The sequence below is a fragment of the Kitasatospora sp. NPDC127116 genome, assembly GCF_042677365.1.
Taxonomy (GTDB): Bacteria; Actinomycetota; Actinomycetes; order Streptomycetales; family Streptomycetaceae; genus Kitasatospora; species Kitasatospora lactacystinica.
Window position 1 is genome coordinate 13,453 of sequence record NZ_JBHXTL010000036.1, and the last position, 25,555, is coordinate 39,007.

The 25,555-nt window shown below is 75.2% G+C and carries 29 protein-coding genes; 15 read left to right on the forward strand and 14 right to left on the reverse strand.

Translation table 11 applies throughout. The annotated features are described in order from the left end of the window. Positions 1-73: 73 nt before the first annotated feature. A complete protein-coding gene (locus ACFVHV_RS16855) occupies positions 74-460 on the forward strand; it encodes a MerR family transcriptional regulator (protein WP_380351789.1) in 387 nt (128 codons plus the stop codon). Between the two features lie 71 nt (positions 461-531). Here ACFVHV_RS16855 and ACFVHV_RS16860 read toward each other — a convergent pair whose 3' ends face one another. Further along, positions 532-1,713, reverse strand: coding sequence for an MFS transporter (locus ACFVHV_RS16860; RefSeq protein ID WP_359906361.1), 1,182 nt, complete (start codon positions 1,711-1,713; stop codon positions 532-534). Between the two features lie 147 nt (positions 1,714-1,860). On the opposite strand from ACFVHV_RS16860, the gene ACFVHV_RS16865 reads away from it, so the two are divergent. Together ACFVHV_RS16865 and ACFVHV_RS16870 are read left to right on the forward strand one after the other, a co-directional pair. Continuing rightward, positions 1,861-2,193: an ArsR/SmtB family transcription factor gene (locus tag ACFVHV_RS16865; RefSeq protein ID WP_380351791.1), complete on the forward strand. Its 333-nt coding sequence runs from the start codon at positions 1,861-1,863 to the stop codon at positions 2,191-2,193. 215 nt (positions 2,194-2,408) lie between these two features. Continuing rightward, complete coding sequence (locus ACFVHV_RS16870; RefSeq protein ID WP_380351793.1) at positions 2,409-3,680, forward strand: alpha/beta hydrolase family protein; 1,272 nt, start codon at positions 2,409-2,411, stop codon at positions 3,678-3,680. Positions 3,681-3,759: 79 nt separating this feature from the next. On the opposite strand, the gene ACFVHV_RS16875 is transcribed toward ACFVHV_RS16870, so the two are convergent. The 3 genes from ACFVHV_RS16875 to ACFVHV_RS16885 all read right to left on the reverse strand — a co-directional run bounded on the left by ACFVHV_RS16875 (position 3,760) and on the right by ACFVHV_RS16885 (position 5,643). After that, positions 3,760-4,200, reverse strand: a complete 441-nt coding sequence (locus ACFVHV_RS16875; protein ID WP_380351795.1) for an iron chaperone — start codon at positions 4,198-4,200, stop codon at positions 3,760-3,762. A 220-nt stretch (positions 4,201-4,420) separates the two neighbouring features. Further along, the gene (locus ACFVHV_RS16880) at positions 4,421-4,843 is read right to left on the reverse strand and encodes a tautomerase family protein (protein WP_359906373.1); all 423 of its coding nucleotides are present in this window, start codon (positions 4,841-4,843) and stop codon (positions 4,421-4,423) included. Positions 4,844-4,935: 92 nt separating this feature from the next. Then, on the reverse strand, positions 4,936-5,643 hold the full coding sequence (locus tag ACFVHV_RS16885) for an SDR family oxidoreductase (RefSeq protein ID WP_380351796.1): 708 nt from the start codon (positions 5,641-5,643) through the stop codon (positions 4,936-4,938). A 179-nt stretch (positions 5,644-5,822) separates the two neighbouring features. On the opposite strand from ACFVHV_RS16885, the gene ACFVHV_RS16890 reads away from it, so the two are divergent. Together ACFVHV_RS16890 and ACFVHV_RS16895 are read left to right on the forward strand one after the other, a co-directional pair. Continuing rightward, the gene (locus ACFVHV_RS16890) at positions 5,823-6,461 is read left to right on the forward strand and encodes a TetR/AcrR family transcriptional regulator (RefSeq protein WP_359906379.1); all 639 of its coding nucleotides are present in this window, start codon (positions 5,823-5,825) and stop codon (positions 6,459-6,461) included. 51 nt (positions 6,462-6,512) lie between these two features. Beyond that, a complete protein-coding gene (locus ACFVHV_RS16895; RefSeq protein ID WP_359906382.1) occupies positions 6,513-7,232 on the forward strand; it encodes an HAD family hydrolase in 720 nt (239 codons plus the stop codon). An 864-nt stretch (positions 7,233-8,096) separates the two neighbouring features. On the opposite strand, the gene ACFVHV_RS16900 is transcribed toward ACFVHV_RS16895, so the two are convergent. After that, complete coding sequence (locus tag ACFVHV_RS16900; protein ID WP_359906385.1) at positions 8,097-8,747, reverse strand: GNAT family N-acetyltransferase; 651 nt, start codon at positions 8,745-8,747, stop codon at positions 8,097-8,099. Positions 8,748-8,955: 208 nt separating this feature from the next. Here ACFVHV_RS16900 and ACFVHV_RS16905 point away from each other — a divergent pair, with 208 nt between their 5' ends. Both ACFVHV_RS16905 and ACFVHV_RS16910 read left to right on the forward strand, forming a co-directional pair. Further along, positions 8,956-10,197 carry an acyltransferase family protein gene (locus tag ACFVHV_RS16905; RefSeq protein ID WP_380351799.1) on the forward strand — a complete coding sequence of 414 codons (1,242 nt, stop codon included), beginning with the start codon at positions 8,956-8,958 and terminating at the stop codon, positions 10,195-10,197. 54 nt (positions 10,198-10,251) lie between these two features. Further along, positions 10,252-10,623: a hypothetical protein gene (locus ACFVHV_RS16910; RefSeq protein WP_380351800.1), complete on the forward strand. Its 372-nt coding sequence runs from the start codon at positions 10,252-10,254 to the stop codon at positions 10,621-10,623. A gap of 109 nt (positions 10,624-10,732) precedes the next feature. On the opposite strand, the gene ACFVHV_RS16915 is transcribed toward ACFVHV_RS16910, so the two are convergent. Then, on the reverse strand, positions 10,733-11,560 hold the full coding sequence (locus tag ACFVHV_RS16915; protein WP_359906394.1) for an alpha/beta hydrolase: 828 nt from the start codon (positions 11,558-11,560) through the stop codon (positions 10,733-10,735). Positions 11,561-11,606: 46 nt separating this feature from the next. Further along, complete coding sequence (locus ACFVHV_RS16920; protein ID WP_380351802.1) at positions 11,607-12,272, reverse strand: DUF4097 family beta strand repeat-containing protein; 666 nt, start codon at positions 12,270-12,272, stop codon at positions 11,607-11,609. A 308-nt stretch (positions 12,273-12,580) separates the two neighbouring features. Here ACFVHV_RS16920 and ACFVHV_RS16925 point away from each other — a divergent pair, with 308 nt between their 5' ends. Beyond that, on the forward strand, positions 12,581-13,318 hold the full coding sequence (locus tag ACFVHV_RS16925) for a helix-turn-helix domain-containing protein (protein WP_359906480.1): 738 nt from the start codon (positions 12,581-12,583) through the stop codon (positions 13,316-13,318). A 54-nt stretch (positions 13,319-13,372) separates the two neighbouring features. On the opposite strand, the gene ACFVHV_RS16930 is transcribed toward ACFVHV_RS16925, so the two are convergent. From ACFVHV_RS16930 to ACFVHV_RS16940, 3 genes are all read right to left on the reverse strand, one after another. Beyond that, on the reverse strand, positions 13,373-14,071 hold the full coding sequence (locus ACFVHV_RS16930) for a hypothetical protein (protein WP_380351804.1): 699 nt from the start codon (positions 14,069-14,071) through the stop codon (positions 13,373-13,375). Further along, the gene (locus ACFVHV_RS16935; protein ID WP_359906403.1) at positions 14,068-14,292 is read right to left on the reverse strand and encodes a hypothetical protein; all 225 of its coding nucleotides are present in this window, start codon (positions 14,290-14,292) and stop codon (positions 14,068-14,070) included. The genes ACFVHV_RS16930 and ACFVHV_RS16935 overlap by 4 nt, the downstream gene beginning before the upstream one ends. A 505-nt stretch (positions 14,293-14,797) precedes the next feature. Further along, a complete protein-coding gene (locus tag ACFVHV_RS16940) occupies positions 14,798-15,736 on the reverse strand; it encodes an NADP-dependent oxidoreductase (protein ID WP_380351853.1) in 939 nt (312 codons plus the stop codon). Positions 15,737-15,872: 136 nt separating this feature from the next. Here ACFVHV_RS16940 and ACFVHV_RS16945 point away from each other — a divergent pair, with 136 nt between their 5' ends. Both ACFVHV_RS16945 and ACFVHV_RS16950 read left to right on the forward strand, forming a co-directional pair. After that, a complete protein-coding gene (locus ACFVHV_RS16945) occupies positions 15,873-16,283 on the forward strand; it encodes a winged helix-turn-helix transcriptional regulator (RefSeq protein WP_380351805.1) in 411 nt (136 codons plus the stop codon). A 137-nt stretch (positions 16,284-16,420) separates the two neighbouring features. Next, positions 16,421-16,816 carry a hypothetical protein gene (locus tag ACFVHV_RS16950; protein ID WP_359906409.1) on the forward strand — a complete coding sequence of 132 codons (396 nt, stop codon included), beginning with the start codon at positions 16,421-16,423 and terminating at the stop codon, positions 16,814-16,816. Positions 16,817-16,867: 51 nt separating this feature from the next. Here the strand turns inward: ACFVHV_RS16950 and ACFVHV_RS16955 are convergent, their stop codons facing one another. The 3 genes from ACFVHV_RS16955 to ACFVHV_RS16965 form a co-directional block, all read right to left on the reverse strand. Next, entirely contained in the window at positions 16,868-17,470 is a 603-nt protein-coding gene (locus tag ACFVHV_RS16955) for an AAA family ATPase (protein WP_380351807.1), read from the reverse strand. Positions 17,471-17,709: 239 nt separating this feature from the next. After that, entirely contained in the window at positions 17,710-18,243 is a 534-nt protein-coding gene (locus ACFVHV_RS16960) for a DUF6328 family protein (protein ID WP_359906414.1), read from the reverse strand. Between the two features lie 11 nt (positions 18,244-18,254). Further along, positions 18,255-18,899, reverse strand: coding sequence for a MarR family winged helix-turn-helix transcriptional regulator (locus tag ACFVHV_RS16965; protein WP_380351809.1), 645 nt, complete (start codon positions 18,897-18,899; stop codon positions 18,255-18,257). A gap of 48 nt (positions 18,900-18,947) precedes the next feature. On the opposite strand from ACFVHV_RS16965, the gene ACFVHV_RS16970 reads away from it, so the two are divergent. The 4 genes from ACFVHV_RS16970 (at position 18,948) to fusA (ending at position 23,645) form a co-directional block, all read left to right on the forward strand. After that, positions 18,948-19,865, forward strand: coding sequence for a DMT family transporter (locus tag ACFVHV_RS16970; protein WP_380351811.1), 918 nt, complete (start codon positions 18,948-18,950; stop codon positions 19,863-19,865). 69 nt (positions 19,866-19,934) lie between these two features. Then, on the forward strand, positions 19,935-20,492 hold the full coding sequence (locus ACFVHV_RS16975; protein ID WP_380351813.1) for a nuclear transport factor 2 family protein: 558 nt from the start codon (positions 19,935-19,937) through the stop codon (positions 20,490-20,492). A 141-nt stretch (positions 20,493-20,633) separates the two neighbouring features. Continuing rightward, complete coding sequence (locus ACFVHV_RS16980; RefSeq protein ID WP_359906423.1) at positions 20,634-21,152, forward strand: hemerythrin domain-containing protein; 519 nt, start codon at positions 20,634-20,636, stop codon at positions 21,150-21,152. A gap of 390 nt (positions 21,153-21,542) precedes the next feature. After that, entirely contained in the window at positions 21,543-23,645 is a 2,103-nt protein-coding gene (fusA, locus tag ACFVHV_RS16985; protein ID WP_380351815.1) for an elongation factor G, read from the forward strand. A 120-nt stretch (positions 23,646-23,765) separates the two neighbouring features. Here fusA and ACFVHV_RS16990 read toward each other — a convergent pair whose 3' ends face one another. Continuing rightward, the gene (locus ACFVHV_RS16990) at positions 23,766-24,635 is read right to left on the reverse strand and encodes an NAD-dependent epimerase/dehydratase family protein (protein WP_380351817.1); all 870 of its coding nucleotides are present in this window, start codon (positions 24,633-24,635) and stop codon (positions 23,766-23,768) included. A 217-nt stretch (positions 24,636-24,852) separates the two neighbouring features. On the opposite strand from ACFVHV_RS16990, the gene ACFVHV_RS16995 reads away from it, so the two are divergent. Next, positions 24,853-25,497: a class I SAM-dependent methyltransferase gene (locus ACFVHV_RS16995; RefSeq protein ID WP_380351819.1), complete on the forward strand. Its 645-nt coding sequence runs from the start codon at positions 24,853-24,855 to the stop codon at positions 25,495-25,497. Positions 25,498-25,555: the final 58 nt, after the last annotated feature.

The window sequence follows — 25,555 nt, forward strand, 5'->3', positions numbered from 1 at the left end:
TGAACTAAGGTTCAAGTCAAACGCCCGGGCCGACGAGGAGCAGGAGCAGCGGAAGGTGCAGCGGAACACGCGCATGACGATCGGCCGACTCGCCGAGATCACCAAGGTGCCGGCTTCGGCCATCCGGTACTGGGAGCGCCACGGCCTGCTGCCCGCGCCCGAGCGCGAGGGCGGGCAGCGGCGCTACCCGCCCGAGGCCGCCGAACGGATCACCATACTGCGCACCTTCCAACAGGCCGGGCTGAGCCTGGCCGAGATCGGGGAGTTCCAGCGGGAGCAGCCGCGCCGGGAGGTCATGATCCGCGCCAAGATCACCGAGATCCAGCAGCGCATGGTCGATCTCGACCACGCCCACCAGCTCCTGACCCACGCCCTCGGATGCGGCCAGGAGGACATCGTCCAATGCCCCAAGTTCCGCCGGCAGATGGCGCAGTGGCGGACGGCGAACCCGGCGCCGTGACACGATCCCGGTCACCGGCCGGTCGGCGACGACGCCCCGGGCGCCCGCCCGGGCGGGCCCGCTGTGCCCGCTCAGGCGCCCGCCGGCTGCGCCCGCTCCGGGCCCGGAGCGGGCCGGCGCTCGTCGCGCGTGGTCGCCGCCGCCACCGCGCACGCCACCAGCGCCAGCACCGCCGCCGCGAACGGGAACCACCGCCCGCCCAGCACCGCGATCGACGCCGACCCCGCCGCACCCCCCGCCGCCGTCCCCAGGTACAGCGCACTGCTGTTCAGCGAGATCAGCAGCGGCGCGTTCACCGGATCGATCGACGCCAGCCGGTGCGGCAGCGCCACCGACACCGCCCACCCCGCCAGCGGCACCACCACCGCGTACCCCAGCGCCCCCGGCATGCTGCGCCCCAGCCACGGCAGCGCGGCGAACGCGAGCGCGGCCACCGCCGAGCCGGCCAGCAGCACCCGCCGCACCCCGATCCGGTCCACCAGGCGCCCGCCCAGCCAGCTGCCGGCCACCGACATCACGCCGCTGGTCAGCAGGATCAGGCTCAGCCGGTCGGCGTCGCCGCCGGTGGCGCCGGACATCGCGGTGGACAGGAAGATGTAGACGCTCTGGAAGGCGAGGAAGAATACCAGCGTGGTGGCCGCGGCGCCCAGCACCCGGCGCCGGCCCAGCGGCGCCAGGCGCGCCTTGAGGGTGGGGGCGGCGGTGGGGACGGGCAGGTCGCGCAGCAGGAGGGCGAGGCCCGCGAGGGCGGCCAGGCCCAGCGCGGTGACCAGCCACATCGTCATCCGCCAGTCGGCGCGTCCCACCCAGGTGCCCAGCGGCACGCCGAGCGCGGTGGCCACCGTCATCCCGCCGAGCACGGTCGCCAGCGCCCGTCCGCGCCGCTCGGGGGCGACCAGGGTGGTGGCCACCGCGTTGGCGGTCGGCGTGTAGAGGGCGGCGCCGGCCGCGGCCAGGACGCGGGTGGCCAGCAGCAGCCCGTAGGTGGGGGCGAGCGCGCTGAGCGCGTTGGCCGCGCTGAACACCGCGAGCGCGGTCAGCAGCAGGCGCCGGCGCGGCCAGCGGGCGGTGAGCGTGGCCAGCACCGGGGCCAGCAGCGCGTAGCCGAGCGCGAAGACGGTGACCAGTTGGCCGGCGGCCGGCACCGACACCCCCAGGTCGGCGGAGATCGGGCCGAGGATGCCGGCGAAGACCATCGAGTCGGTGCCCATGGCGAAGGTGCCGAGGGCGAGCAGGAGCAGACGTACGGGCACGGCAGGGCCCCCCGGGGCGCAAGGAAAACCAATTGTTGGATGGACATGCAACTGTTTGATGCTCGTCAAACACTCAGGGATGGGTGGATGATTGTCAAACCATCCGTTTCCCCCGCGGTTCCCCGCGGCCCCCGAGGAGCGTGCGCCATGAGCGACGACGAGCGGCTTCCCCAGCCCGCCACCGCCGACATCGACCTCGTCACGGTCCTGCACGCCCTCGGCGACCCCGTGCGCATGACCCTGCTGCTCAGCTACGCCGACGACGCCGAGCACTCCTGCGACCCCCGCGGCCTGGGCCTGGACCACCTCCACAAGTCGACCGTCTCCCACCACATGCGGGTGCTGCGCGAGGCCGGCGTCACCACCACCCGCGTCGCCGGCCGCAACCGCTTCGTCAGCCTGCGCCGCGCCGACCTCGACGCCCGCTTCCCCGGCCTGCTCGACGCGCTCCTGGCGGGCCGGGCAACTCCCGTACGGTAGACCTGGGTTGGCCCCTAGGGGGTGGAGCGCCGCGGCTGCCGCCGCAGGCGTAGGCCTGCGGACGTAAGGCCCCCCGGGCGGCTCCTGCCGCGGGCGGACGCGCCCGGGCGGGCCGGGTCGGCACGGTGGACGCGCACCCCGCCCACCGGCGCGCACCGCCCACCGGCGCACCCCGCCGTCGTGCCGCCGCCCGACCCGCCGCAGGAGCCACGCCCATGACCGGAAGCCAGCCCGACCGTCCGTCCGACCGTCCTCTCGCGCGCCCGTCCGGGCGTCCGCTCAGCCGCCGCGGCGTCCTCGGGGCGCTCGCCCTGGGCGCCGCCACCGCCGCCTCCGCCGCCGTCACCGGTGCCGGGTCCGCGCGTGCCGACAGCGCGCCGGGCGGTGCCGCACCGGGCGGCACGGCATCGGGTGCTGCCGCGGGGGAGCCCCGCCTGTGCCTGCCGGCGCCCATCGGTCCCCACCCCGTCGGCACCGCCCTGCTGTACCTGACCGACGCCACCCGCACCGACGCCTGGGCCCCCGCGCCGCGCCCGCGCGAACTGCGCGCCCGCCTCTGGTATCCGGCCGCGCCCGGCGCCCGGGGCCCGTACGCGCCGTGGATGAGCCCCGCCGAGACCGCCCACCTGCAGGCCGCCTACTTCGCCGTCCCCGACGCCCGCCTCGCCTGGCCCACCACCCACGCCCGCCCGGACGTGCCCGCCGACCGCAGCCGCCGCCACCCCGTGGTCCTCAACTCCCACGGCTCCGGCGCCGACAGCGCCTTCAACACCGCCCTCGCCGAGGAACTCGCCTCCCACGGCCACGTCGTCGCCGCCGTCGACCACACCTACGACGCCGGCGAGGTCGAATTCCCCGGCCACCGCCTCGAAGTGCGCGACAAGGCCCGCGTCCAGGCGATGACCGACGCCGAGATCGTCGCCTACCGCGCGGCCGACGCCCGCTGCCTGCTCGACCGCCTCGAAAGCGGCCCGCTGCCCGCCGGCCTCCACACCGCCCTCGACCTCGACGCCGTCGGCATGTTCGGCCACTCCATGGGCGGCGCCACCACCGCCCAGGCCCTGCACGACGACCCGCGCATCCGCGCCGGCGCCGTCCTGGACGGCCCCCTGTTCGGCACCAGCGCCACCGCCGACCAGGACCGCCCCCTGCTGCTGATGGCCTCCACCTGGGACAGCCCCGCCCGCGACGCCATGTGGGACACCCTGTGGCCGCACCTGACCGGCTGGCGCCGCCGCCTGACCCTCACCCGCTCAGGACACCTGTCCTACTGCGACCTCCAACTCCTCGTCCCCCAGGGCCAGAGCGTCTTCGCCTGGCCCACCGACCAGCTGGAACACTTCCTCGGCACCGGCGACCCCCAGCGCGCCGTCGCCGCCCAACGCGCCTACCTCACCGCCTACTTCGGCCTCCACCTGCGCGCCGTCCCCGCACCCCTGTTCGACGCCCCCTCGCCCCGCTGGCCCGAGATCCGCTTCGACGCCTGATCCCCTGAGCCCCTGAGGCCCTGAGGCCCGAGTCCCTGCGCCCTGTTCCGCCGCTCCGTCGCTCCGCTGTTCCGCCGCCTCAGCCGACCGCGCGCTTCACCAGCTCGGCGATCCGCTCCTCCACCTCGGCCGTCACCTCCGTCAGCGCGAAGTACGCCGGCCACATCGGCCCCTCGTCCAGCTGCGCCTGGTCGCTGAAACCCAGCGTGGCGTAGCGGGACTTGAACTTCTCCGCGCTCTGGAAGAAGCACACCGCCCTGCCCTCCAGCGCGTAGGCGGGCATCCCATACCAGAGCTTGGGCGCGAGCGCGGGAGCGGTGGCGGTGACCACCGCGTGCACCCGCTCGGCCGGCGCCCGGTCGCCCTGCGGCATCTCCGCGATCTTCGCGAGCACGTCCCGCAGCGCCTCGGCCGCCTTCTCCGCCTGCGAGGCCCGGCGCGCGGCCTGCTTCAGCTCCTGCGCGTGGTCCTTCATCGCGGCCCGCTCCTCGGCGGAGAACCCCTCGTGCCTGCTGCTCATGCCGAACCCTCCGTGCTGTCGTGCGATCTCGGGAGGGACCATGGCGCCCGCCTCCGACACGGCGGACGGCCCGTCAGATGCCGGGTCCGGTACCGGTTCCGGCGCAAGGTGTGCTCGCGACGAAGCGGCGGAGCGGGAGGCCCGTGCCGGTGGGCCTCCCGCTCCGCCGTACCGCCTCCCGTGGCGGTGAGGGCGGTGAGGGCGGTGAGGTGCGGCGGGGTCAGTAGGGCAGGGGTCGGTTCTCGCGGGCCCACGCGCGTTCGGCCTCGCTGCGGGGCGGGGGCGGGGCGATGCCGTCCGTCATCCACAGGTCCTGGGGCGTCTCGTCGATGTGGAACTCGCAGTACAGGCCGCGCTCGGCGGTGTGGGGCGCGAGGAGGGCGGCGAGGCTCTCACGGGTGTGCCGGCGCGCCTGCGGGTCCGCGTTGTGGCGGGCGATGTGCTCGACCACGATGCGCACCGCGCTGTCGGCCGGTTCGCCGCCGACGTGGAAGGAGTCGGCGGCGATCTCGTGGAAGAGGGTCATGACGTAGAACCTCGGCAGCCCGATACGGGTGTAGAACCCCGTGACGTCGCCGGCCAGTTGACGCTTCTGCTCGGGGGTGTAGGTGCCGGGAGGGTGGTAGACGTGCCACAGCGGCATGGGGTGTGCTCCTCGGTGTCGGTGTCGGTGCGTGCTGGTGTCGGTGTGCGTCGGTGCGTGTCGGCCCCGGTGCGCCGGTCCCGGCGCGGGGGTCAGCGGCCGATGCGCACGGTGAGGCCCTCCACCGGCCCGGACAGGGCGGCCTTGACGGCCCGGGTGGCGTCGTCGACGAGGACCTCGCTCTCGCCGCGCGCCAGGGCGTCCAGCACGAGCCGGGCGACCTCGGCCGGCGGGACCTTCTCGACCGGGAGGGCCGCGACCATGTCGGTGTCCGCGAAGCCCAGGTGCACGCCGAGGACCTGGGTGTGCTGGGCGGCGAGCTCCAGGCGCAGGGAGTTGGTCAGCGACCACAGTGCCGCCTTGGACGCCCCGTAGGCCCCGGCGCCCGCGCCCCAGGACAGCAGCGAGTGGATGTCCACCAGCGCGCCGCCGCCGCGCGCGGCCAGCACCGGCGCGAACGCCCGGGCGACGCGCAGCGGGCCGAGGACGTTGGTCTCGAAGGTGGCCCGGACCTCCTCCAGGTCACCGGTCAGCAGCGGCCCCGGGTACAGGACGCCGGCGTTGTTGAAGACGATGTCGACGTCGTCGGCGGTGGCGGCCGCGGCGGTCACCGAGGCGTCGTCGGTCACGTCCAGGGCGAGGACCTCCACCCGCGGGTCGCCGCCGGCGCCGGGGGCGGGGGTGCGGGCGGTGGCGTAGACCTTCCCCGCGCCGCGCGCCAGCAGCTCCGAGACGAACGCCCGGCCCAGGCCGCGCAGGCCCCCGGTCACCAGGACGGTGGAGCCTTCGATCACGGTCATGCGCATCTCCTCGCTCTCGGGGCGGCACCGGCCGTGACTGGCGGCGCCGCAGCGTTTAGATTATTACCATCATCTAAACGGGATGGGAAAGTGGACCCCGGGAACACCACCCGGGAGCACCGCCCGGAGCACCGCCCGGGAACACCACCGCCGTCCGACACGAGGAAGGGAGCCGCGGCATGCCCCGCGTCTCACGCGCCGAGGCCGAACGCAGCCGCCGCCGCGTCATCGACCACACCGCCCGCCTGATCCGGGAGAAGGGCCCCGACCAGGTCAGCGTCCCCGAGGCGATGGCCGCCGCCGGACTCACCCACGGCGGCTTCTACCGGCACTTCGCCTCCAAGGACGACCTCCTCGCCCAAGCCCTCGCCGCCGCCTTCACCGAACGCCGCGAAGCCATGGAACGACTCGCCGACCAGCCCGCCGACCGGCCCGGCGACGACCGCACCCCCCGCGCCGAGTTCCTCGACCGCTACCTGTCCGAACCCCACCGCGACCACCCCGGCCACGGCTGCGCCGCCGCCGCACTGGCCGCCGACGCCGCCCGCACCGAACCCGGCTCCCCCCTGCGCACCGCCTACACCGCCGGACTGCGCGAACTCGTCGACGCCCTGGCCGCACTGCCCGAAGGCGCCGGACGGCAGGAGACCCTCGCCGACCTGTCCACCATGGTCGGAGCACTGCTGCTCGCCCGCGCCAGCGACGACACCGCACTGTCCGAGGAATTCCTGGCCGCCGCCCGCCACCGCCTGGCCGACGGGGCGGACCGCGGGGACGGGGCGGACGGGGGCGGCGACGGGGCACCGCGGACCGCATAGGGTCCGTACGTGACCGGGCGGACCCGGACGGAACCAGCGGAAGGACGGACCGTGCCGATCAGAGGCGTGATCTTCGACGTCGACGACACCCTGTTCGACTACTCGGGCTCGGAACAGGCAGGCATCCTCGCCCACCTGCACCACCTCGACCTGCTGCACCGCGTCCCCGACCCGCAGAGCGCCGTGACACTGTGGCGCGAGGTCATGCAGGAGCAGTACGCCCGCTTCCTGGCCGGCGAACTGACCTTCGCCGGACAACAGCGCGAACGCGCCCGCCAGTTCCTCGCCCGCCTCGGCGAGGACACCACCACCATGCCCGACGAGACCGCCGCCGCCTGGTTCGCCGGCTACACCGCCCACCGCAACGCCGCCTGGACCGCCTTCCCCGACGCCGCCCCCACCCTCGCCGCCCTCGCCCCCACCCACCGCCTCGGGATCGTCTCCAACGCCCCGATCGACCAGCAACGCCCCAAACTCCACGCCACCGGTCTGCTGCACCACTTCGACGACACCGCCCTCGTCGGCTCCGACCGGCCCGGCGAGGCCAAACCCGACCCCGCCATCTTCTGGACCGGCTGCGCCCGCCTCGGCCTGCCCCCGCACGAAGTCGCCTACGTCGGCGACAACTACGACCTCGACGCCCTCGGCGCCCGCAACGCCGGCCTGCACCCCTTCTGGCTCGACCGCACCGCCGCCCGCACCGCCCCGGTCGACGACGGCATCCACGTCCTGCACACCCTCACCGCCCTGCCCGCCGCCCTCCACCCCTGAGCCGGGCCGCCCCCGCACACAGAAAGTCGGCCGGGCCGACTTCTGGCGCACGCGGGAGGAGAAGCGGTGCCGGGCGAGCGCATGGAAAGTCGGCGGGGCCGACTTTTGGCGCGTGCGGGAGGTGGGGCGGGGCTGGTGGCCCAGGCCCGGCCCCGGTGCCGGTGCTCGTTGGCGGTGCCGGGCGAGCGCGTGGGAAGTCGGCGGGGCCGACTTCCCGCTCCTCGGGGCGTGTTGGCCGTTGGCCGCTCACGGTCCGTTCGCCGGTCGGTCCGCTGCCTGTGCATCTGGCACGGCCACTGCCTCGCACGGAAAGTCGGCGGGGCCGACTTCCCACTGCCCGGCCCGTTCCCGGGAATCGCCGGCTGAGCCGCCCCGCTGGCGGGGCCGACTTCCCGCGTGCGGGGCCGCAACGCCACGCGGTACCCCAACTGCGGGGACCGTTCGCCGAGCGCCGGAAGTCGGCCCGGCCGACTTCCGGCGTCGAGGCATGGAGCGGAGCCGAATCCCTCGTCCGCGACCTGGGCCCCGGCTGACGGCGATTCCCGTGCCGACCAGTCCGGCCCTCGTCAGCAGGCCCGCGTCTCCCGCGGCTGTCGCGGGTTGTGGGGGAGTGGAAGTCGGCGGGGTCGACTTCCCACTCCCCGGGCCGCGTTGGCCGCAGGCTGTTCGCTGGCGGGGAGGGGTGAGCGCGCGGGAAGTCGGTGGGGCCGACTTCTCGCGCGGGGAGGTGGGGCTCGGGGGGGCCGAAGCTCGTTCACCATCCGGGCCCGTGCTGCGTGCGGTTGTTGCGGGGGAGTGGGAAGTCGATGGGGCCGACTTCCCACTCCCCGGGCCGCGTTGGCCGCCGGACGTTCGCTGGTGGGGTCAGTCGGTGAGGCCGAACATGGTGCGGCAGTCGGCGCTCAGGCCGGTGACGGTGACCGGGGTGCGGGCGTGTTCGGCCCAGGCCTCGGGGCTCAGGCGCAGGCGTTCGGAGACCACCACCCGCCCGTCCAGGACGTCCCGGTCGATGCCGTCGCCGCGGTAGCCGAGCTTGCGCGAGACGGCCAGGGAGGAGTGGTTGTCGGTGAAGGAGAGCGAGGTCGCCGAGCGCGCGCCCAGCTCCGCGAAGGCCAGGTGGAGCATCGCGGCCCGCATCTCGGTGCCCAGGCCCTTGCCCTGGTGCTCCAGGCCGAGCCAGGAACCGGAGACGATCTCGCGCCGCACGCCGAACTCCTTGGCGCGCATGTCCTGGATCCCCACCGGGCGCCCCTCGTGGAAGGCGACCAGGTCCAGCGCCCAGTGCTGCGCGCTCCAGCGGCCCAGCCGTGCCCAGTGCGACTGCATCACGTGCCGGGCGCGTTCGGCCGGGGGCAGCTCGCCCCACGGCGTCAGGAACGGGCGGTCCTGGGGCAGGTGGACGCCGCGCGCGGCGACGTCCGCCACCTCGGCGAGTTCGTCCTCGGTGGGCAGGCGCAGCTCCAGGCGGGGCGAGGTCACGCGCAGCCCCCGCAGGGGCCAGTGGTCGGTGATCATCGAACCAGTGTGCCCAGCGGGCGCGCGACCCGCACCGCCATTTCCACCCGGCTCGCCGCCCCCCGCGTCCCGCCCCGGCTCGCCACCAGCGCATCCCGCCCCCCGCTCGCCACCAGCGCATCCCGCCCCCGTGTTCCGCCCCGCTTTACGCCGTCCGGGCGACACCGTCAGTGACCCGACTTGACGCACAGTCACCTAAGGTCATGTTATGAGTGCACGAAGTGATGCTCTGCTCGTCGGAGAACCGCCACCCCCGCACCGCCTGCCCACCCTCACCGCCCTGCGCTTCGCCGCCGCCCTCGCCGTCTTCCTCTTCCACGCCTTCCTCATCACCGACCCGCTGCGCCCGCGGGCCCCGCTCGGCTTCTTTGCCGACCCCCGCCTCGCCGCCGCCCTCGCCCACATCACCTCCAAGGCCGGCTACGCCGGGGTCTCGTTCTTCTTCGTCCTCAGCGGCTTCGTCCTGACCTGGTCCGCGCGGGACGGCGAGCGCCCCGCCGCGTTCTGGCGCCGGCGCCTGGCCCGGATCTACCCCAGCCACCTGGCGATGTGGGCCGCCGCCGCCCTCCTGTTCGCCTGGGCCTGCCCGGTGCGGGTCTGGCTGCCCAACCTCCTGCTCGTGCACGCCTACTCGCCCGACCCGAACATCAACTCGGGTATGAACATGCCCAGTTGGTCGCTGTGCTGCGAGGTCCTGTTCTACCTGCTGTTCCCGCTCCTGCACCGCGCCGTACGGTGTCTGCCCGATCGCGCCCTGCGCCCGGCCCTGGCCGCCGTCCTGCTGGTGGCCGCGGCCGTCGCGGGAGCCGACGCCGCCCTGCTGCCGTCCTACCCCCGCATCTCCCAACTGCCGGTGTCGCTCGACCAGTTGTGGTTCGGCTACCTCTTCCCGCCGGCCCGGCTGCCGGAGTTCGTCCTGGGCATGCTGCTGGCCCGGGCCGTGGCCGCCGGTCTCGCCCCGCGCATCCCCCTCGCCCCCGCCGCCCTCCTGGTCGTGCCCGCCTACGCGCTCACCCTCGCCGTCCCCTCGCCCTACGACTTCGTCCTGCCGATGGCCCTGCCGATCGCCCTGGTCATCTGCGCCGCCGCCCACCGCGACCTGCACCGCGGCGGCCCGCGCCCCGCGCCGCGCCGCCTGGCCCAGTGGCTGGGCGGCGTCTCCTTCGGCTTCTACCTCTGCCAGGGCGTCGTCCTCTTCCACGGCCGCCCCCTCGTCCTCGGCGACCGCACCTACCCGACCCCGATCGCGGTCCCGCTGACGCTCGCCGCGTTCGCCGCGACCCTGGCCGCCGGGGCCCTCGTCCACACCCTGGTCGAACGCCCGGCGGTACGGCGCCTCGCCCGCCGCCGTGGCACGGCGGCGGGCGAGGTGGATAGGCTCCGCCCATGTCGAGCCGGCACCGATCGAGGGGATTCGCCGCCGCCCAGCTCTCGATCGTCGACGAACTGAGCATCCTCCCGTTTCCCGAGCGGGAGGTCCGGCCGGGGACGGACCGTCGATGGGGTGGGCCCGGACACCATGTGGCAGTGCTCGGGGAGAGCCGGGACTTCTGGGAGGACCGCAGCGAAGAGATCGTCGAGGCGGGCCGAACGGGAGCTGGAAGCCGATCTCCACGCGCTGACGGCCGTTCTGGCCGACCGCTGGGGAGATCCGGCGACCGTCGAACTGTGGCCGTATCTCGGGTTCGACGACCCGGATCCCGAATCGGCGGCTCCGGAGCCGCTGGGCTTCCTGTGCAACGTCGCCAGCACCATGCGCGTGTGGTGGCTGCCGTCCGGCGGCCGTTGGCTCGCGCTGGCCGTCGGCCAGGCCGATCCGGAGTTCCCGTTCGAGCTGCTGGCCGCCGTCGGTGAGGAGTCCTCGCTTCCGCGCTGAGCCGCGGCGTGCAGGGCCGCCGTTCCGGCGGGCCGCCCGGCGGTGCCCGGTGGCGGCAGGTGGCGGCCGGTGCCTGTGCCGGTGGCGGCCGGTGCGGGTGCGGGGGCCGTCAGCGGCCGGAGGCGGGGCGGTCCAGGGCGGCGACCTCGCGGACGGCGTCGGCGATGGCGCGGAAGTCCTTCTTCAGGATCGCGCCGTGGTTGCTGGGGACCTTCGCGCTGATCTCGATGTGCGGGTTGCGCTCGGTCACCGCGGGCAGGGCCGCGCGGATGATCTCCTGCTCCTCGCCCTTGCTGCCCAGGGACACCCCCGAGGCGACCACGTACCGGGTCGGGACGGTGACGGCGTCCAGCACCGGGCCCAGTGCGCCGGCGCTGCCGATCCTGCCGAGTTCGATGTTGCAGTCGGACATCTGCCGGTGGGTCATCCGCGGGGTCAGGCCGGTGGGGCGCATCAGCGCCATGAGCGGCGCCCACTGCCGGAACTGCCTGCGGATGCGCTGCTCCATCTCCTCGGTGAGCCAGTCGTAGGGCTGCGCGCCGTCGACCAGGACGGCGCCGATGGTGCGCCGCGGGTTGCGCGAGGCCTGGTGCGCGCCGAGGAACGCCCCGTAGGACCAGCCCACCAGCAGGGCCCGCTCGACGCCGCGGGCGGTGAGGACGGCGTCGATGTCCCGGACGGCGGCCTCGAAGGAGTAGTCCGCGGAGCGCTTCGACCTGCGGCCGCGGGCCCGCTCGTCGTAGGTGATGTGCCGGAACCGCGGGCCGAGTTCGGTGATGACGCGGCGCCAGTGGCCCTGGGTGGCGAACTGGCCGTTGAGGTAGAGCACGGGCAGGCCCGGGCCGCCGGTGTCGGTGACGGCGAGGGCGGTGTCGTCGACCGGCAGCATGCCGGTCCACGCGCTCGGACGGGTGGTGGGTGTCGCGTTGCCGGTCATGGTGTCCCCCTGGAACTGGATGGTGTCGGCCCGGGCGGGGCCGGGGTCAGAGGCTGCGGGCGGTGATGTCGCCGTGGGAGGTGGTGGCGCGGATGTCGAGCACGGTGGTGCCGTCGTTGCGCAGGGCGTTGGCGATGCGGCCGTGGCCGGTGCCGGCGTCCAGGGCGGCCGGGACGCCGGCGGCGGCGCCGACGGTGATGCTCCCGGCCTGGGTGGTCAGCTCGACGGTGCCGCGCCGGGCCTCGGTGATCCGGATGTCGCCGCGGGTGGTGGCGATCCGGGCGGGCCCGGTGAGCCGGCCGACCTCGACGTCGCCGTCGACGGCGGTCAGGTCCAGGCTCGCGGCCTCGTCGACCTTGGTGGTGCGGTACGCGCCGTCGAAGGCGACGTCGCCGAGGCGGCCGACGACGCGCAGTTCGGCGGCGGCGGCCCTGCCCCGGACGGCGGAGCCGGCCGGCAGCTGGACGGTGACCTCCAGGGAGCCGGTGGGGCCCAGGAACTGGTTCCCGGCCGCGGCGGTGGTGATCCGCAGGACGCCGTCGGCGAAGGCGACGTCGGTGCGCTCGGCGGCCTGGACGTCGCGGTTCTTGCCGGCCTCGGCGGGCCGGACCTCGACGGTGGTGTCGCCGCGCTCGGCGGCGATGAACCGGACGCGCCCGCCGGGGATGTCCAGGACGACGGTGATCGGGGCGGAGGTGTCGAACTTCTGCATGGTGCGCTCCTGGGTGGATGCGGGGGTGGGTGCGGGCTCGGCCCGGTTCCGGGCCTGCCCCGTCGGTGTTTCCGACGTTGGAAACGCTACGTTGCTTTCAAGATCTCGGCAACTAGTTCGTTGCGTCAAAACAGCGTTGCAGCAGGTGAATGACGGGAAACTGTTGCAACGGATGTGTCAATGAATGCAACGGCGACCGTTGCGACCATTGCAATGGGTGAAAGGTGAACGCTATGGTGGGGCCGACCGGTGACCCCACCGGCAAGCACGCCGCGAACCGTGCGGCGACGACCACCGAGGAGAACGCGATGCCCGGAGGCAGGCTCACCCAGCAGGAACGCCGACAGATCGCGCTGGGGCTGGCCGACAGCCTCCCCTACGCCGAGATCGCCCGGCGCCTGGAACGCCCCACCTCCACCGTCACCCGCGAGGTGATGCGCAACGGCGGCCCCCTCGCCTACCGCGCCGACCTCGCCCACCGCGCCACCGAGCACCGCGCCCAGCGGCGCCGGCCCGCCACCCCCGGCGCACAGCAGTCCGGTCCGCAGCCCCACGGGCGCGACAGCGAGGCCGTGGCCGCCTACGAGGAACAGCTCACCACCGTCCTGATGGGCTCGGGCCTCAACCGGATGGGCGCCCGGGTGATCACCTGCCTGTCCACCACCGACGCGGGCAGCCTCACCGCCGCCGAACTCGCCCAGCGCCTGCAGGTCAGCCCGGCCTCCGTCTCCAAGGCGATCGCCTTCCTGGAGAGCCAGAGCCTGGTGCGCCGCGAACGCGACGAACGCCGCCGCGACCGCTACATCGTCGACGACGAGCTCTACTACCAGGCCGTCATCGCCAGCGCCCGCGCCAACGACCGGGTCATCGAAGCCGCCCGCCAGGGCGTCACCGTCCTCGGCCCCGGCACCCCCGCCGCCGTCCGCCTGGAGAACATCGCCCGCTTCCTCGACTTCATCAGCGAGAGCATCGTGCGCGCCGCCGACCAGGCCCGCGAAGTCCTCCACACCAAGCCGGCCTCCACCGCGGGCAAGGAACCGGAGTAGGAAGCCGGAGTGGGAAGTCGGCGGGCTCGACTTCCCACTCCGCGGCCGTGAGGGTCAGGCCGCCCGGCGCACGGCGGCCTTCTCGATCGTCCGGATCCGCCGCCACGTGTACACCCACGCGTCGATGTCCCGCACCCCGCAGATCTGCAGGTAGTGCCGCACCTTCTCCATCTGCGGAAGCACCGAGGCGTTGAGCATGTCGGAGATCGTGCTGCGCCGCAGGACCTTGCCGTACGCCGTGTGCCGCTGCCGGTGAAGCCTCTCGCTGCGCTCCTCCAGCCGGCGCAGCGACGGCTCGCCGGCCCAGACCCTGACGTCCTCCAGGCCCGCGACGAACTCCCGCACGGTGGAGAACAGCACGGGGTCGGGTTCCCCCGCGGCCGGGACCGGCACGCGCCAGTCGGGGGCGGGACGCTCGTCGGCGGGGGGCTCGGTGGCGGGGGGTTCGGCGGCGGGGGGTTCGGCGGGGGCGCGCCGAGCGAAGGTGCGGGCTGCCGAGGCCGCATCGCGCAGGAGCAGCGCGTGCTGCTGGTCGCGACTGCTCACGCCCATGCCGTCCAGCAGTGCCTTCAGTGCCTGCTCCGAGGGAAGAAGCCTCCCCGTGAGCATGCTGCTCACGGCGCTGACCGACAGATCGCTCCCTCTGGCGATCGAGCTCAGGGACGGCAGGCCTGCCAGTAGGCGCTGGTGCTGCAGCTCGGCGACGAGCCGGGCGCGGGCGGGAGGGATCCCCGTGCGATCCGGCGTGCTCATCGCCGCCCCCGGGCGGCCGTGCCGGAGGCCTCCACCGCGGCGGTGACGACGACGGTCACCAGCGCCTCGACGGTGTACCCGAGGACGATCAGGGCGATGACGCCGGCCAGGGCGACCGCGAGGAACGCGGCGGACGGCGCGGCGCGCCGCAGGTCGTGGCTCCCGGCGTACTGGGCGGGCGGCGGTGTGCGCCGCACCGCGCAACGGAACTCGAACAGCACAGTGATCCCTTTCTGAACTCTCAACCCGGACGTGGGGATTGCCGTCCCCTGGGCCGCCCGGCGGGCGGCTGGGTCAGATCATGCGCGGGCCGCGAAGGCCGGTGCAAGTTCGTGTCCGCGGGCGCTGCCGGAAGCAACACGGCTTCGGAAGAGGTGATGTGACGGGCTTTCGGGACACCTTCGGACACCGCCGCGCCGGCACCGGGGCCCGCGCGTCCGGGGCCGTCCGAAGCCGTCCGCGTACCTGCGGGCGCAGTCGCGGGATCGCGCCTGCTCAGGGCGTTCGGGCGTCCGAAGGCGTCCGGGAGTGTCCGAAGTCGTCCGGCCGGCTTGGTCGGAGCCCCGCCGGCTGCCACAGTGCAACCCGAGAGCCCTTCCCCTCAACCCGGACGGTCTCCCCGGGCGGAGCGCTGTTGCCGCAGTCCCGCCGTGACGCGGATCACATCGAAGAAGGCCTGCCCCGTAACGGGAGCAGGCCTTCTTTCCGTTCCCCGGGGGCGGCGGCTCAGGGGGTGAGGACCAGCCGGCCGCGCAGGTGGCTGGCCTCCAGGCGGCGGTGGGCGTGGGCGGCGCGGGCCAGGGGGAGGGTGTCGGCGACCCGCAGGGTGAGGCGGCCGTCGGCGGCGAGGGCGCAGAGGCGGGTGAGGGCGGGGCCGTCGGCGGTGATCCACACGTTGGCGACCCGGATGCCGCGCAGGGCCGGCGGGGCGCTGCCGGCCGCGACCGCGACGAAGGCGCCGCGACCGCGCACCGCGCCCAGCGCCCGCACGCCCAGCAGGGCGGCGTCGATCGCGCCGTCGACCCCGCCGGGCACCGCCTCCCGTACGGCGGCGGCCGCATCGGGCGCCGTGCGCGGCACGAACCACTCGGCGCCCAGCCCGCGCACCAGCGGCTCGTCGCCCTCCCCGGCCAGTGCGACCACCCGCAGGCCGCGCAGGACGGCCAGTTCGACGGCGAAGCCGCCGACCGCTCCCGCGGCGCCGGTGACCAGGACGGTGGAGCCGGCCGGAAGGTCGAGCAGGTCCAGGGCCTGCAGCGCGGTGAGGCCGTTCAGCGGCAGCGTCGCGGCCTGCGCGAGGGTGGCGCCCGCCGGGGCGGGGGCCAGGGTGTCCGCGTCCAGGACGACCTGTTCGGCGTAGGTGCCGAGGTCGGTGTCCAGGCGGTCGCGCAGGCCCACCACCGGCTGCCCGGGGGCGAATCGCGTCACGCCGGGGCCGACGGCGTCCACCGTCCCGGCCACGTCCCAGCCGATCCCGGTCACCGCCCGGGGCGCCATCAGCCCGGCCCCGGCGAGCACCCCGGAACGGGTGACCGCGTCCACCGGGTTGACCCCGGCCGCCGCCACCCGCACCCGCACCTGCCCGCGGCCCGGCTGCGGCAGCGCCACCTCCACCAGCTCCAGCACCTCGGGACCACCGAACCCCCGCACCACCACGGCACGCATCGCACCCACACCCCTCGCGCCTCGGCTCGCGCCGTCGGCTCACGCATCGGCAACTCCACCCAACCTAAGGAGAGTTACTCTCCACGGGGAAGGACGCACCCGAAGGTGCGTACCGTACGGAAAGGAGAGTGGGCCGGTGCCCACCACGACCGCCGCCCAGCGCCGCGCCGCCGAGGCCGCCGACTACGACGCCTACCTCGCCGAGTGCCCGGCCCGCCAACTCCTCGACCGGATCGGCGACAAGTGGGCCAGCCTCGTCGTCAACGCCCTCGCCGACGGACCGCTGCGCTACAGCGGCCTGCGCCGGCGCCTGGCCGGGGTGAGCGAGAAGATGCTCACCCAGACCCTGCGCGCCCTGGAACGCGACGGCCTGGTCGGGCGCACCGTCACCGCCGGGGTGCCGGCCCGCGTCGACTACGCGCTCACCGCGCTCGGGCGCGACCTGCTGCCGCTCATGCGGCAGATCAAGGCCTGGGCCGAGTGCCACATGCCGCAGGTGCTCGCGGCGCGCGCCGCGTACGACGACGGGCACCAGGCACCGGGCTGACCCGAACGCCGCCCCCGGCCGGTGAGGGAGGCGGACCGGGGCGCAACCTCCGGTGGGCAGGCTCGTTGGGTCTACAGGTCGAACCGACCGGCCGGGGCGGGAGCGTGCCACCCCCGGCCCTGACGGATGGGGATGTCATGACCGACGCCGACGCCGACACCGCCGCGGGCTCCGCGGTCCGCAGCGGCAGCCCGGACTCCGCGGTGGACCGGGTGGCCGACTTCTACGGCGCCTACATCGACGCCGTCTCCGACGGCACCGACGACCTGGGCGACCAGCTGCGCTCCCACTACCTCACCGAGGACTTCCGTCAGCGGCTGGCGGCCTGGGAGGAGGCCAACCACGCCGACGGCGTGCTGCGCGCCCAGGACGTGCCCACCCGCTGGGAGGTGCTCTACCACGACTCGGGCGCCGGGCACCTGTTCACCACCGTCACCCTGACCTGGGGTACCGGCCCCGACGCCGGGCACACCCGGCTGGCGGTGCAGAGCGACCTGAGTACCAAGCTGATCTCGGACATCGAGGACGCCTGATCCGCCGTCACGCCACCCGCCGTCCCGCCGCCGCCTCCGCCCTCGCGGGGGTCACGCCAGGGCCGCGGCCAGGCGCTCGGGCAGGGTGGCGTACGGGCGGCAGTCGACCACGGGCAGCGCGTGGGCGCGGGCCTGGTCGGCGAGCCAGGTGCTGTAGCGGGCGCTGACGGCGGCGCGCTCGGGCTGCGGGCCCGAACCGGGCTCGCGGTCGGCGTAGTTGGCGCCGATGCGCCGCGGGTCGTCCTCGTGCAGGAAGACCGCGCGCACGCGCCGGCCCTGCCCGGCGGCCTCGGCAACGGCGCGGGCGGCGGCGGCCGGGGTGAGGTAGTCGCCCTCCACGATCGCGGGCACGTCCACGGTGAGCCGGTTGCGCACGACGCCCAGCAGCGCGTCGTCCAGGGCGCGGGCGGTGGCGATCTGGAGCTCCAGGACGCGGTCGGCGGGCAGCGCGTCGGGGTCGGGCACGGTGGCGAAGTGGTGCAGGCCGGGGTGGCCGGCGGGGGTGGTGGCGGCCTGGAGGGCGGCCACGACGTCGTCGAACTCGACCACGAACGCGCCGTGCCGGGCGGACAGGCGGGCGGCGGCGCGGCTCTTGCCGAGGCCGGACGCGCCGCCGATCAGCAGGACGTCCCACGGGCTTTCGTCGGTATGCATACCGGCACGGTAAGCGGTCCGGGGTGCGGGTGGGCTCTGTGGGGTGGGGGAGGCGGCCCGGCGGGCGCCTCCCGGCCCGGCCCCCGGCGCCCGGCAGCCGGCCCCGGCCCGGTCCGTGGTCCGCCGCCCGTGCAACCCCGCTGCGGGCGGCGGCAGCGGCGAAGGCGGCGATGGCGAAGGCGGTGGCGAAGACGGCGGTGGCGAGGGCGGCGGTGGCGAGGGCGACGGTGGCCGTCGGGTCAGGCCCGGTGGTGGGTGGCGGAGCGGCGCACCGCCCAGGGCAGGACGAACCACAGCACGGCGAAGACCAGCGCGATGGCGCAGGTGATCGGCACCGCCGGCACGGTGCCGAGGACGACGTCGAGGACCAGCAGCACGGCGCCGGTCAGCGCGCAGGCGAGCAGCAGCAGGCCCACCTGGGCGATGCGGGCGGAGACGTCGACGATCCGCGCCTTGCCGGGGTGGCGGTACAGGCCGCGGTGCAGGGCGACGGGGGTGGCCAGGACGGCCGAGGAGACGACCGACAGCAGCAGGGTGACGATGTAGATGTCCTGCTGGGCGTCGGTGAGTTGGGGGAAGCGCGGGGTGAAGGCGACGCCGAGCAGGAACGCGAAGACGATCTGCACGCCGGTCTGGAGCACCCGCAGCTCCTGGAGCATCTCCACCAGGCGCCGGGCGGCCCGCACCTCCGGGTTCCGCCAGCCGGGCGGGGGAGCGGAGGAGTGCCGGTGGTGCGGCGGCGGGGCGTCGGGCGGGGGAGTCTCGCTGGCCATGCGTCAGCTTCTCACGGTCCGCCGTCACCGCCCCGCTCCGTACGGCCCGCGTCCCCGGTGCCCCCGGCGCCGCTTCCACCGGTGCGGCTTCCACCCGCGTCCCCGGTGCCGTCCAGGCGGTGCTGCCAGGCGGTGAGCAGGCCCTGCAGGGCGGCGGCCTCCTCGGTGCTCAGGTGCGCCAGCAGGCGGTGCTCGTTGCGCAGGTGGGCGGTGAACGCCTCGTCGAACAGGCGCCGGCCGGCGTCGGTGAGGGCGACCACGCGCCCGCGCCGGTCGTCCATGGCGGGGCGGCGGGTGACCAGCCCGGCGCGCTCCAGCCGGTCGATCCGCTTGGTCATCGCGCCGGTGGTCACCATCGTGTGCGCGGCCAGCTCGCCCGGGGCCCGCTCGTACGGGGCGCCGGCGCGGCGCAGCGCGGCGAGCACGTCGAACTCGCCCTCGCCCAGGCCGTAGCGCTGGTAGACGAGGGTCAGCTCGGCGGTCAGGCGGGCGGCGAGGCGGTGCAGGCGCCCGATGACGGCCAGCGGGGAGACGTCGAGGTCGGGGCGCTCGCGCCGCCACGCGGCCTGGATCTGGGCGACGTGGTCCGGGGACCGCTCCTCGCACCGGTCCTCGTGCCGCTCTTCGTGCCGGTCCTCGTGCTGGTCGGGCTCCATGGACACCACCCTACGCCAGTAGCTTCCCAGGAAGCTATATTGCCTTCCATGGAAGCCACCAAACGCTGGGTGCTGCTCACCGCCCTCGCCCCCGTCGCCTGGGGCGCCAACTACTGGGTCACCCACGCCCACCTGCCCGCCGACCGCCCCCTGTGGGGCGCCGCCCTGCGCGCCCTGCCCGCCGGACTGCTGCTGCTCGCCCTCGCCCGCCGCCGCCCGCACGGCGCCTGGTGGTGGCGCAGCGCCCTGCTCGGCCTGCTCAACACCGCCGCCTTCTTCGTCCTGCTCTACCTCGCCTCCCAACTGCTGCCCACCAGCGCCGCCGCCACCCTCATGGCCGCCTCCCCGCTGGCCCTGCTGCTCACCGCCTGGGCGCTGGCCGGGCAGCGGCCGCGCCGCGCGCACCTGGCGGGGTCGGTGGTGGGCCTGGCCGGGGTCGCCCTCGCACTGGCCGGAACGGGGGAGGGGATCGGCTGGGCCGGGCTGGCGGCCTCCGCGGCCGCGATGCTCGTCTCCTCCGTCGGCTACGTGCTGGCCGCCCGCTGGCGCGAGGGCGCCGACCCGCTCACCGCCACCGCCTGGCAGCTGACCGCCGGCGGCCTGGTGCTGCTGCCGCTCGCCGTCGTCGCCGAGGGCGCGCCCCCACCGGCGGACGGGCCCACCCTGCTCGCCTTCGGCTACACCACCGTGGTCGCCACCGCGCTCGCCTTCACCTGCTGGTTCGCCGGGCTGCGCCACCTGCCGGCCGGCACGGTGGGCCTGCTCGGACTGCTCAACCCGCTCACCGGCGTGCTGCTGGGCACCGCGCTGGACGGCGACCCCTTCGGGGTGCGCCAGGGCGCGGGACTGGCGCTGGTGCTCGCCGGCATCCTGCTCGGACGCCCGCGCGCCGGCGCGGCCGCCGAACCCGCCGCCGGGCGGGCCCGCCGGACTCCGGACCGGGACCTTGATCTCAAGTCGACTTGAGGTCCTAGCCTCCGTGGTGCGCGGCCGGACCGGACGCGGCACGCACAGCGATCCCGAGGAGCCAGGGCCATGACCACCGTCACCACCACCGCGAACCTCGCCGCGCTCGAACGGCGGGTCCAGGCCCTCACCGACCGCGCCGACATCACCGGCCTCATCGACGGCTACCTGCTCAGCCTCGACACGGTGCCCCGCGGCGGCGGGCGGTTCGACGAGGCGTGGGCGCGGCGCTACTTCACCCCCGACGTGCGGATCACCACGCCGGTGGGGGACCACGAGGGCATCGACGGGCTGGCCGAGTCCGAGCAGGCGACCCTCGGGAAGTTCGAGCGGACCCAGCACGTGGGCGCCAACCACATGATCGAGCTGGACGGGGACCGGGCCGCGGTGCGCTGGAACGCCGTCATGGCGCACGTCCACCTCGCCTCGACCCAGCAGGCGCGCGGCGAGGAACCCGGCGGCCACTTCGACGTCGGCGGCACGTTCACCGGCGAGGCGGTGCGCACCCCCGACGGCTGGCGCCTCCGAAGCCTCGACGTGCGGGCCGTGTGGACGAGCGGCCGGGGCCCGCTCGTCCTGACCCCGAAGGCCGGGGCGACCCTGCACGACCTCGCCGGCGGAGCGTGACGGCGGCCCCGGGACACCACCCGGGGCGCAGGAGCCCCGCTTGCCTTCCGGCCGGGGCGCGTGATCCGATGGCGCGAGCATCGCGTGCCGGTGACGGACTGCGTCAGGCATGGAGGTGCGGAACCGAAGGGACCGCCACCCGTGGCCTCCCCCTCCACCGGCCGTACGGCCGCCCTCAGCCTGCAACTCTCCCGCGCGCACCAGGACTTGCGCCGCCGCCTCGCCGACCTGCGCACCAACCTCGGCCGGCCCCGCCGCCCGGATGGCGACGGCAACGAACTCCTCACCCACTGCCTGGCCTTCTGCACCGCCCTGACCAACCACCACCAGGGCGAGGACACCGGCCTGTTCGCCCAACTCCTGCAAGAACGCCCCGACCTGGCACCGACCATCGGCAAACTCGTCGAGGACCACGGCTTCATCACCCACATCCTCGCCCGGGTGCGCCACCTCGCCGACCGGGCCGCCGGGCAGTCCGACGCCGGCGTCCAGGGCGCCACCGGCGCCGACCTGGAGGCGATCGGACGCGAACTCGACGGACTCGCCGCCATCATGGACTCCCACTTCGCGTACGAGGAACGGGCCATCGGCGCCGCCCTGGACGCCGGGGTGCGCGACGACGGCTGGTCGGAGCCGGTGCTGCGCTTCCGGGCGCCGTAGGACCCGGCACCGTAAAACCCGGCACCGTAAAACCCGTCGCACCGGCCGGCCCGCCTTCCCTACACTCGCCACGCGGCCGCGCCCCGACGCGCGGCCCGCCGCGACAACGCGACGACCGCGACGACGAACGGGACGAGAGAGGGGGCGGGCGGCCATGCCGAAGCAGAGCGCCGCCGCCCCCTCTCCCGCGTCGCGGTACGAGGTGATCCTGGTGTCCTCGGCCTTCCGGTGCCCGCTGCGCGGCCGGCACCGGAGCAGTGCCGCCACCGTCTGACACCGGCCTGTCCGGCCGTAACCCCATTCCGTGGTCATGAATCCGACGATCCGTCGGCACTGCTGGAATCGCGCGCCCACCCCATGAGCGGAACCGCCTCGAAAGGCACCCGGGCCATGCGCACCCACACCACCACCCGCAGCACCACCCGCGGCACCACCACCGCCACCGGCACCACCGCCGCCGCGACCGCCGGCATCGCCGCCGTCCGCAACCTCGGCATCCTCGCCCACGTCGACGCCGGCAAGACCACCGTCACCGAGCGGATCCTCTACCTCACCGGCACCACCCACAAGCGCGGCGAGGTCCACGACGGCACCACCGTCACCGACTTCGACCCCCAGGAGCGCGACCGCGGCATCACCATCTTCGCCGCCGCCGTCAGCTGCGCCTGGGCCGGGCACCGGATCAACCTCATCGACACCCCCGGCCACGTCGACTTCGCCGACGAGGTCGAGCGCTCCCTGCGGGTGCTCGACGGCGCGGTGGCGGTGTTCGACGCGGTCGCCGGCGTCGAGCCGCAGAGCGAGTCGGTGTGGCGCCAGGCCGAACGCCACGGCGTGCCGCGCATCGCCTTCGTCAACAAGCTCGACCGCGCCGGCGCCGACCTGGACGCCGCCGTCGCCGCCATCCGCGAACGCCTGCATCCGCGCCCGCTGGCCGTCCACGTGCCCATCGGCGCCGAGGAGTCGTTCACCGGCGTCGTCGACCTGGTCGGCCAGCGCGCCCTCACCTGGGACGAGGACGGCACCCTGCACGAAGGCCCGGTCCCGGCCGGCCTCGAAGCCGTGGCGGCCGAGCGCCGCCGCGCCCTGGAGGAGGCGGTGGCCGAACTGCACCCCGAAGCCCTGGAGGAGTTCTGCGCCCGCGCCACCCTGGGCGCCGACACCCTCACCGCGGCCCTGCGCGACCTCACCCGCACCGGCGAGGTGGTCGTGGTGCTGTGCGGCTCCGCCTACCGCAACCGCGGCATCGAACCGCTCCTGGACGCCGCCGTCGCCTACCTGCCCTCCCCGCTCGACGTCCCGCCCACCCGCTCCGCCGACCGTGCCCAGCAGCGCGACCCCGACCCCGAACAGCCCCTGACCGCCCTGGCGTTCAAGGTCACCTCCGCCCCGACCGGGCGCCTGACCCACCTGCGCCTGTACGCCGGAACCCTCCACAAGGGAGCCACCGTGCTCGACACCGCCACCGGCCGCCGCGAGCGCGTCGCCCGCATCCTCACCGTCCTGGCCGACCGCCACACCGAGACCGACACGGCCCGCGCCGGCGACATCGTCGCCGTCGTCGGCCCCAAGCACACCCGCGTCGGCGCCACCCTGTGCGACGCCGACCACCCCATCGTCCTGGAGGCCCCCGTGAGCGCCGAACCGGTCGTCACCGTCGCCGTCGAGGCCCGCCGCGCCGCCGACACCGACAAGCTCGCCGCCGCCCTCGCCCGCCTGGCCGAGGAGGATCCCTCGCTGCGCGTGGCCACCGACCCGGAGACCGGCCAGCGCACCCTGTCCGGCCTGGGCGAACTGCACCTGGAGGTCGCGGTGGAGAAGGTCCGGCGCGACGCCGGCGTCGAAGCGGTCGTCGGGCGCCCGCGCGTCGCGCTGCGCGAGGCCCTCACCGAGGGCGTCACCGGCTTCACCTACCGGCACGCCAAACAGGACGGCGGCGCCGGGCAGTTCGCCCACCTCGTCCTCGACGTCCACCCCCTGCCGGCGGGCACCGAGGGGGAGTTCGCGTTCACCTCCACCGTCACCGGCGGACGGGTGCCGCGCGAGTACGTGCAGGCCGTCGAGGCCGGCTGCCGCGACGCCCTGGCCGAGGGCCCGCTCGGCGGGCACCCGGTCACCGGCGTCGCCGTCACCCTCACCGACGGGGCCACCCACCCCAAGGACTCCTCCGAGCTCGCCTTCCGCACCGCCGCCCGCCTCGGCCTGCGCGAGGCCCTGCGCGCCTCGCGGATGCACCTGCTGGAACCGCTGGCCGAAGTGAGCGTCACCGTGCCCGAGGACGCCCTCGGGACCGTCCTGGGCGACCTCGCCGCCCGCCGCGGCCACGTCCGCTCCACCGAACCCGGCCACGGCGCCACCGCCCGGGTCGGCGTACTGGTGCCGCTGGCCGAACTGTTCGGCTACGCGGGCCGCCTGCGCGGCCGCACCCAGGGCCGCGGCACCTTCACCACCCGCCCGGCCGGCTACGCCCCCGCGCCCACGCCGGCCGGCTGAGCGGCACGGACCGGCCGAGCGGCGCGGGCCGGCTGAGCGGCGCGGGCCGGCTGAGCGGCGCCGGCCGGCTGTGCGGCGTCGCCCGGCCCTCCCCGTACCGGGAGGGCCGGACGGCGTCCGCTACAGCGCCCCGGCGTCGGCCGCCGCCCACGCCGACGGGTACAGCGGACGCCAGCCCAGCTCCCGGCGCGCCGCCGCCGTGGACACCTGTCCCTCCCACGGGTCGAACGGCTCGGCCGGCTCGGCCGCCTCGGACGGTGAACTGCCGGGGTGCGTCCGACCGTTGAGCGCGTACAGGTCCCAGGCCGTCAGCGGCGCGTCGTCGCCGACGTTGTACGTGCGCCCCTCGATGCCGGGCGTCACCACCGCGCGCCACAGCGCCCGCGCCACGTCCGCGTGGTGCACCACCGCCAGGCGCTGGTGCGCGGGCCAGTTCGCCGCCCAGTGCAGCGACTGCGCCAGGTGCGGATCGCCCTGCCCGTACACGAACGCCAACCGGGCCACCACCAGAGGCAGTTCGTCCCCCAGGGCGCGCAGCCCCGCCTCGGCCTGCGCCTTGGACGCCGCGTACACCCCCCATGCCGGATCCGGTGCGAGCCGGTCGCCCTCCACGGCGGGGCGCCCCAGCCCCCGCCCGTACACCAGGTTCGTACTGGTGTGGACGAACCGCCGCACCCCGGCCTTCGCGGCCTCCCGCCCCAGGGCGACGGCCGCGTCCCGGTTGACCGCCCACGCCGCCTCGTCCGGCACCCCGCGCAGCGCCGCCGCCGCGTTCAGCACCACCTCGGCGCCCTCCAGCGCCCGCGCCCGGTCCGCCTCCTCGCACAGGTCGCCGACCACCACCTCCACCCCGTCCAGGGCCCGCGCCTTCGCGGCGTCCCGCACCAGCACCCGCACCGAGGACCCGTCCGCCTCCGCCCACCGCACCAGCCGCGGCACCAGCCTGTTGCCCACCGAACCCGTCGCGCCCGTCACCAGGATCGTCGCCATCGTCCGCCTCCTCCAGGAGAGTTGATCACCTTCGACACCCACCACCCTGCCCGCGCCCCGAGCGGTGCGGCAGAGACCTCCCGATCCAGGGACCGCCGATCCCTGGCTGGGGCCGCGTGCCCTCGGCCCTGGCGCTCGCACGGCCCGGGGCGCAGGGCCGGCCGGGGCCGGGTGAAAAGCGGTCGCGCTCCCGGCGGGCGCGCCGTAGCGTGCGCGCGTGGACGACGAGAATCCGAAGGAAGTGGTCCGGCGCGGGTACGACGTGCTGTCGGAGCACTACGAGCGGGCGTTCGGCAGCGGGACGAAGTACGGACCGTGGATCGAGGAGCTGCTCGGCCGGCTCCCCGGGGCCGCGGCCGTCCTGGACATCGGGTGTGGCACCGGGGTTCCCGTGGCCCGGTCCCTGGTCGCGGCGGGCCACCGGGTGACGGGGGTCGACATCAGCGAGGTCCAGGTCCGCAGGGCCCGGCAGCTCGTGCCGGGCGCCGACTTCATCCGGGCCGATGCTACGACCGTGGAGCTTCCCCGGGGCCGCTTCGACGCCGTCGTCTGCCTGTACACCCTGATCCATGTGCCGGTGGAGGAACAGCCGGCCCTGCTGGGGCGGATCGCCCACTGGCTGCGGCCGGGAGGCTGGTTCCTGAGCACCACCGGGCACCGGGCCTGGACCGGCACCGACGAGAACTGGCTCGGCGGCGGGGCCGCGATGTGGTGGAGCCACGCCGACGCCGCCACCAGCCGCGGGTGGCTCGTGAGCGCCGGCTTCGACGTGGTCCACGAGGAGTTCGTGCCCGAGGGCGACAGCGGCCACGTCCTGTTCCGGGCCCGGCGCCGCGGACACCCACCGCGCGCCGACGGGTGACGGCGTCCGCGAGCGGGGGACCGCCGGTCCCTGGTGGCGGCGGGCTCCGGCGGGCCAT

Coding starts and splice junctions, on each gene's coding strand:
- ACFVHV_RS16855 (WP_380351789.1), top strand. CDS start 74: ATGACGATCGGCCGACTCGCCGAGATCACCAAGGTGCCGGCTTCGGCC.
- ACFVHV_RS16865 (WP_380351791.1), top strand. CDS start 1,861: ATGAGCGACGACGAGCGGCTTCCCCAGCCCGCCACCGCCGACATCGAC.
- ACFVHV_RS16870 (WP_380351793.1), top strand. CDS start 2,409: ATGACCGGAAGCCAGCCCGACCGTCCGTCCGACCGTCCTCTCGCGCGC.
- ACFVHV_RS16875 (WP_380351795.1), bottom strand. CDS start 4,200: ATGAGCAGCAGGCACGAGGGGTTCTCCGCCGAGGAGCGGGCCGCGATG.
- ACFVHV_RS16880 (WP_359906373.1), bottom strand. CDS start 4,843: ATGCCGCTGTGGCACGTCTACCACCCTCCCGGCACCTACACCCCCGAG.
- ACFVHV_RS16885 (WP_380351796.1), bottom strand. CDS start 5,643: ATGACCGTGATCGAAGGCTCCACCGTCCTGGTGACCGGGGGCCTGCGC.
- ACFVHV_RS16890 (WP_359906379.1), top strand. CDS start 5,823: ATGCCCCGCGTCTCACGCGCCGAGGCCGAACGCAGCCGCCGCCGCGTC.
- ACFVHV_RS16900 (WP_359906385.1), bottom strand. CDS start 8,747: ATGATCACCGACCACTGGCCCCTGCGGGGGCTGCGCGTGACCTCGCCC.
- ACFVHV_RS16905 (WP_380351799.1), top strand. CDS start 8,956: ATGAGTGCACGAAGTGATGCTCTGCTCGTCGGAGAACCGCCACCCCCG.
- ACFVHV_RS16915 (WP_359906394.1), bottom strand. CDS start 11,560: ATGACCGGCAACGCGACACCCACCACCCGTCCGAGCGCGTGGACCGGC.
- ACFVHV_RS16920 (WP_380351802.1), bottom strand. CDS start 12,272: ATGCAGAAGTTCGACACCTCCGCCCCGATCACCGTCGTCCTGGACATC.
- ACFVHV_RS16925 (WP_359906480.1), top strand. CDS start 12,581: ATGCCCGGAGGCAGGCTCACCCAGCAGGAACGCCGACAGATCGCGCTG.
- ACFVHV_RS16930 (WP_380351804.1), bottom strand. CDS start 14,071: ATGAGCACGCCGGATCGCACGGGGATCCCTCCCGCCCGCGCCCGGCTC.
- ACFVHV_RS16940 (WP_380351853.1), bottom strand. CDS start 15,736: ATGCGTGCCGTGGTGGTGCGGGGGTTCGGTGGTCCCGAGGTGCTGGAG.
- ACFVHV_RS16950 (WP_359906409.1), top strand. CDS start 16,421: ATGACCGACGCCGACGCCGACACCGCCGCGGGCTCCGCGGTCCGCAGC.
- ACFVHV_RS16955 (WP_380351807.1), bottom strand. CDS start 17,470: ATGCATACCGACGAAAGCCCGTGGGACGTCCTGCTGATCGGCGGCGCG.
- ACFVHV_RS16960 (WP_359906414.1), bottom strand. CDS start 18,243: ATGGCCAGCGAGACTCCCCCGCCCGACGCCCCGCCGCCGCACCACCGG.
- ACFVHV_RS16965 (WP_380351809.1), bottom strand. CDS start 18,899: ATGGAGCCCGACCAGCACGAGGACCGGCACGAAGAGCGGCACGAGGAC.
- ACFVHV_RS16970 (WP_380351811.1), top strand. CDS start 18,948: ATGGAAGCCACCAAACGCTGGGTGCTGCTCACCGCCCTCGCCCCCGTC.
- ACFVHV_RS16975 (WP_380351813.1), top strand. CDS start 19,935: ATGACCACCGTCACCACCACCGCGAACCTCGCCGCGCTCGAACGGCGG.
- fusA (WP_380351815.1), top strand. CDS start 21,543: ATGCGCACCCACACCACCACCCGCAGCACCACCCGCGGCACCACCACC.
- ACFVHV_RS16990 (WP_380351817.1), bottom strand. CDS start 24,635: ATGGCGACGATCCTGGTGACGGGCGCGACGGGTTCGGTGGGCAACAGG.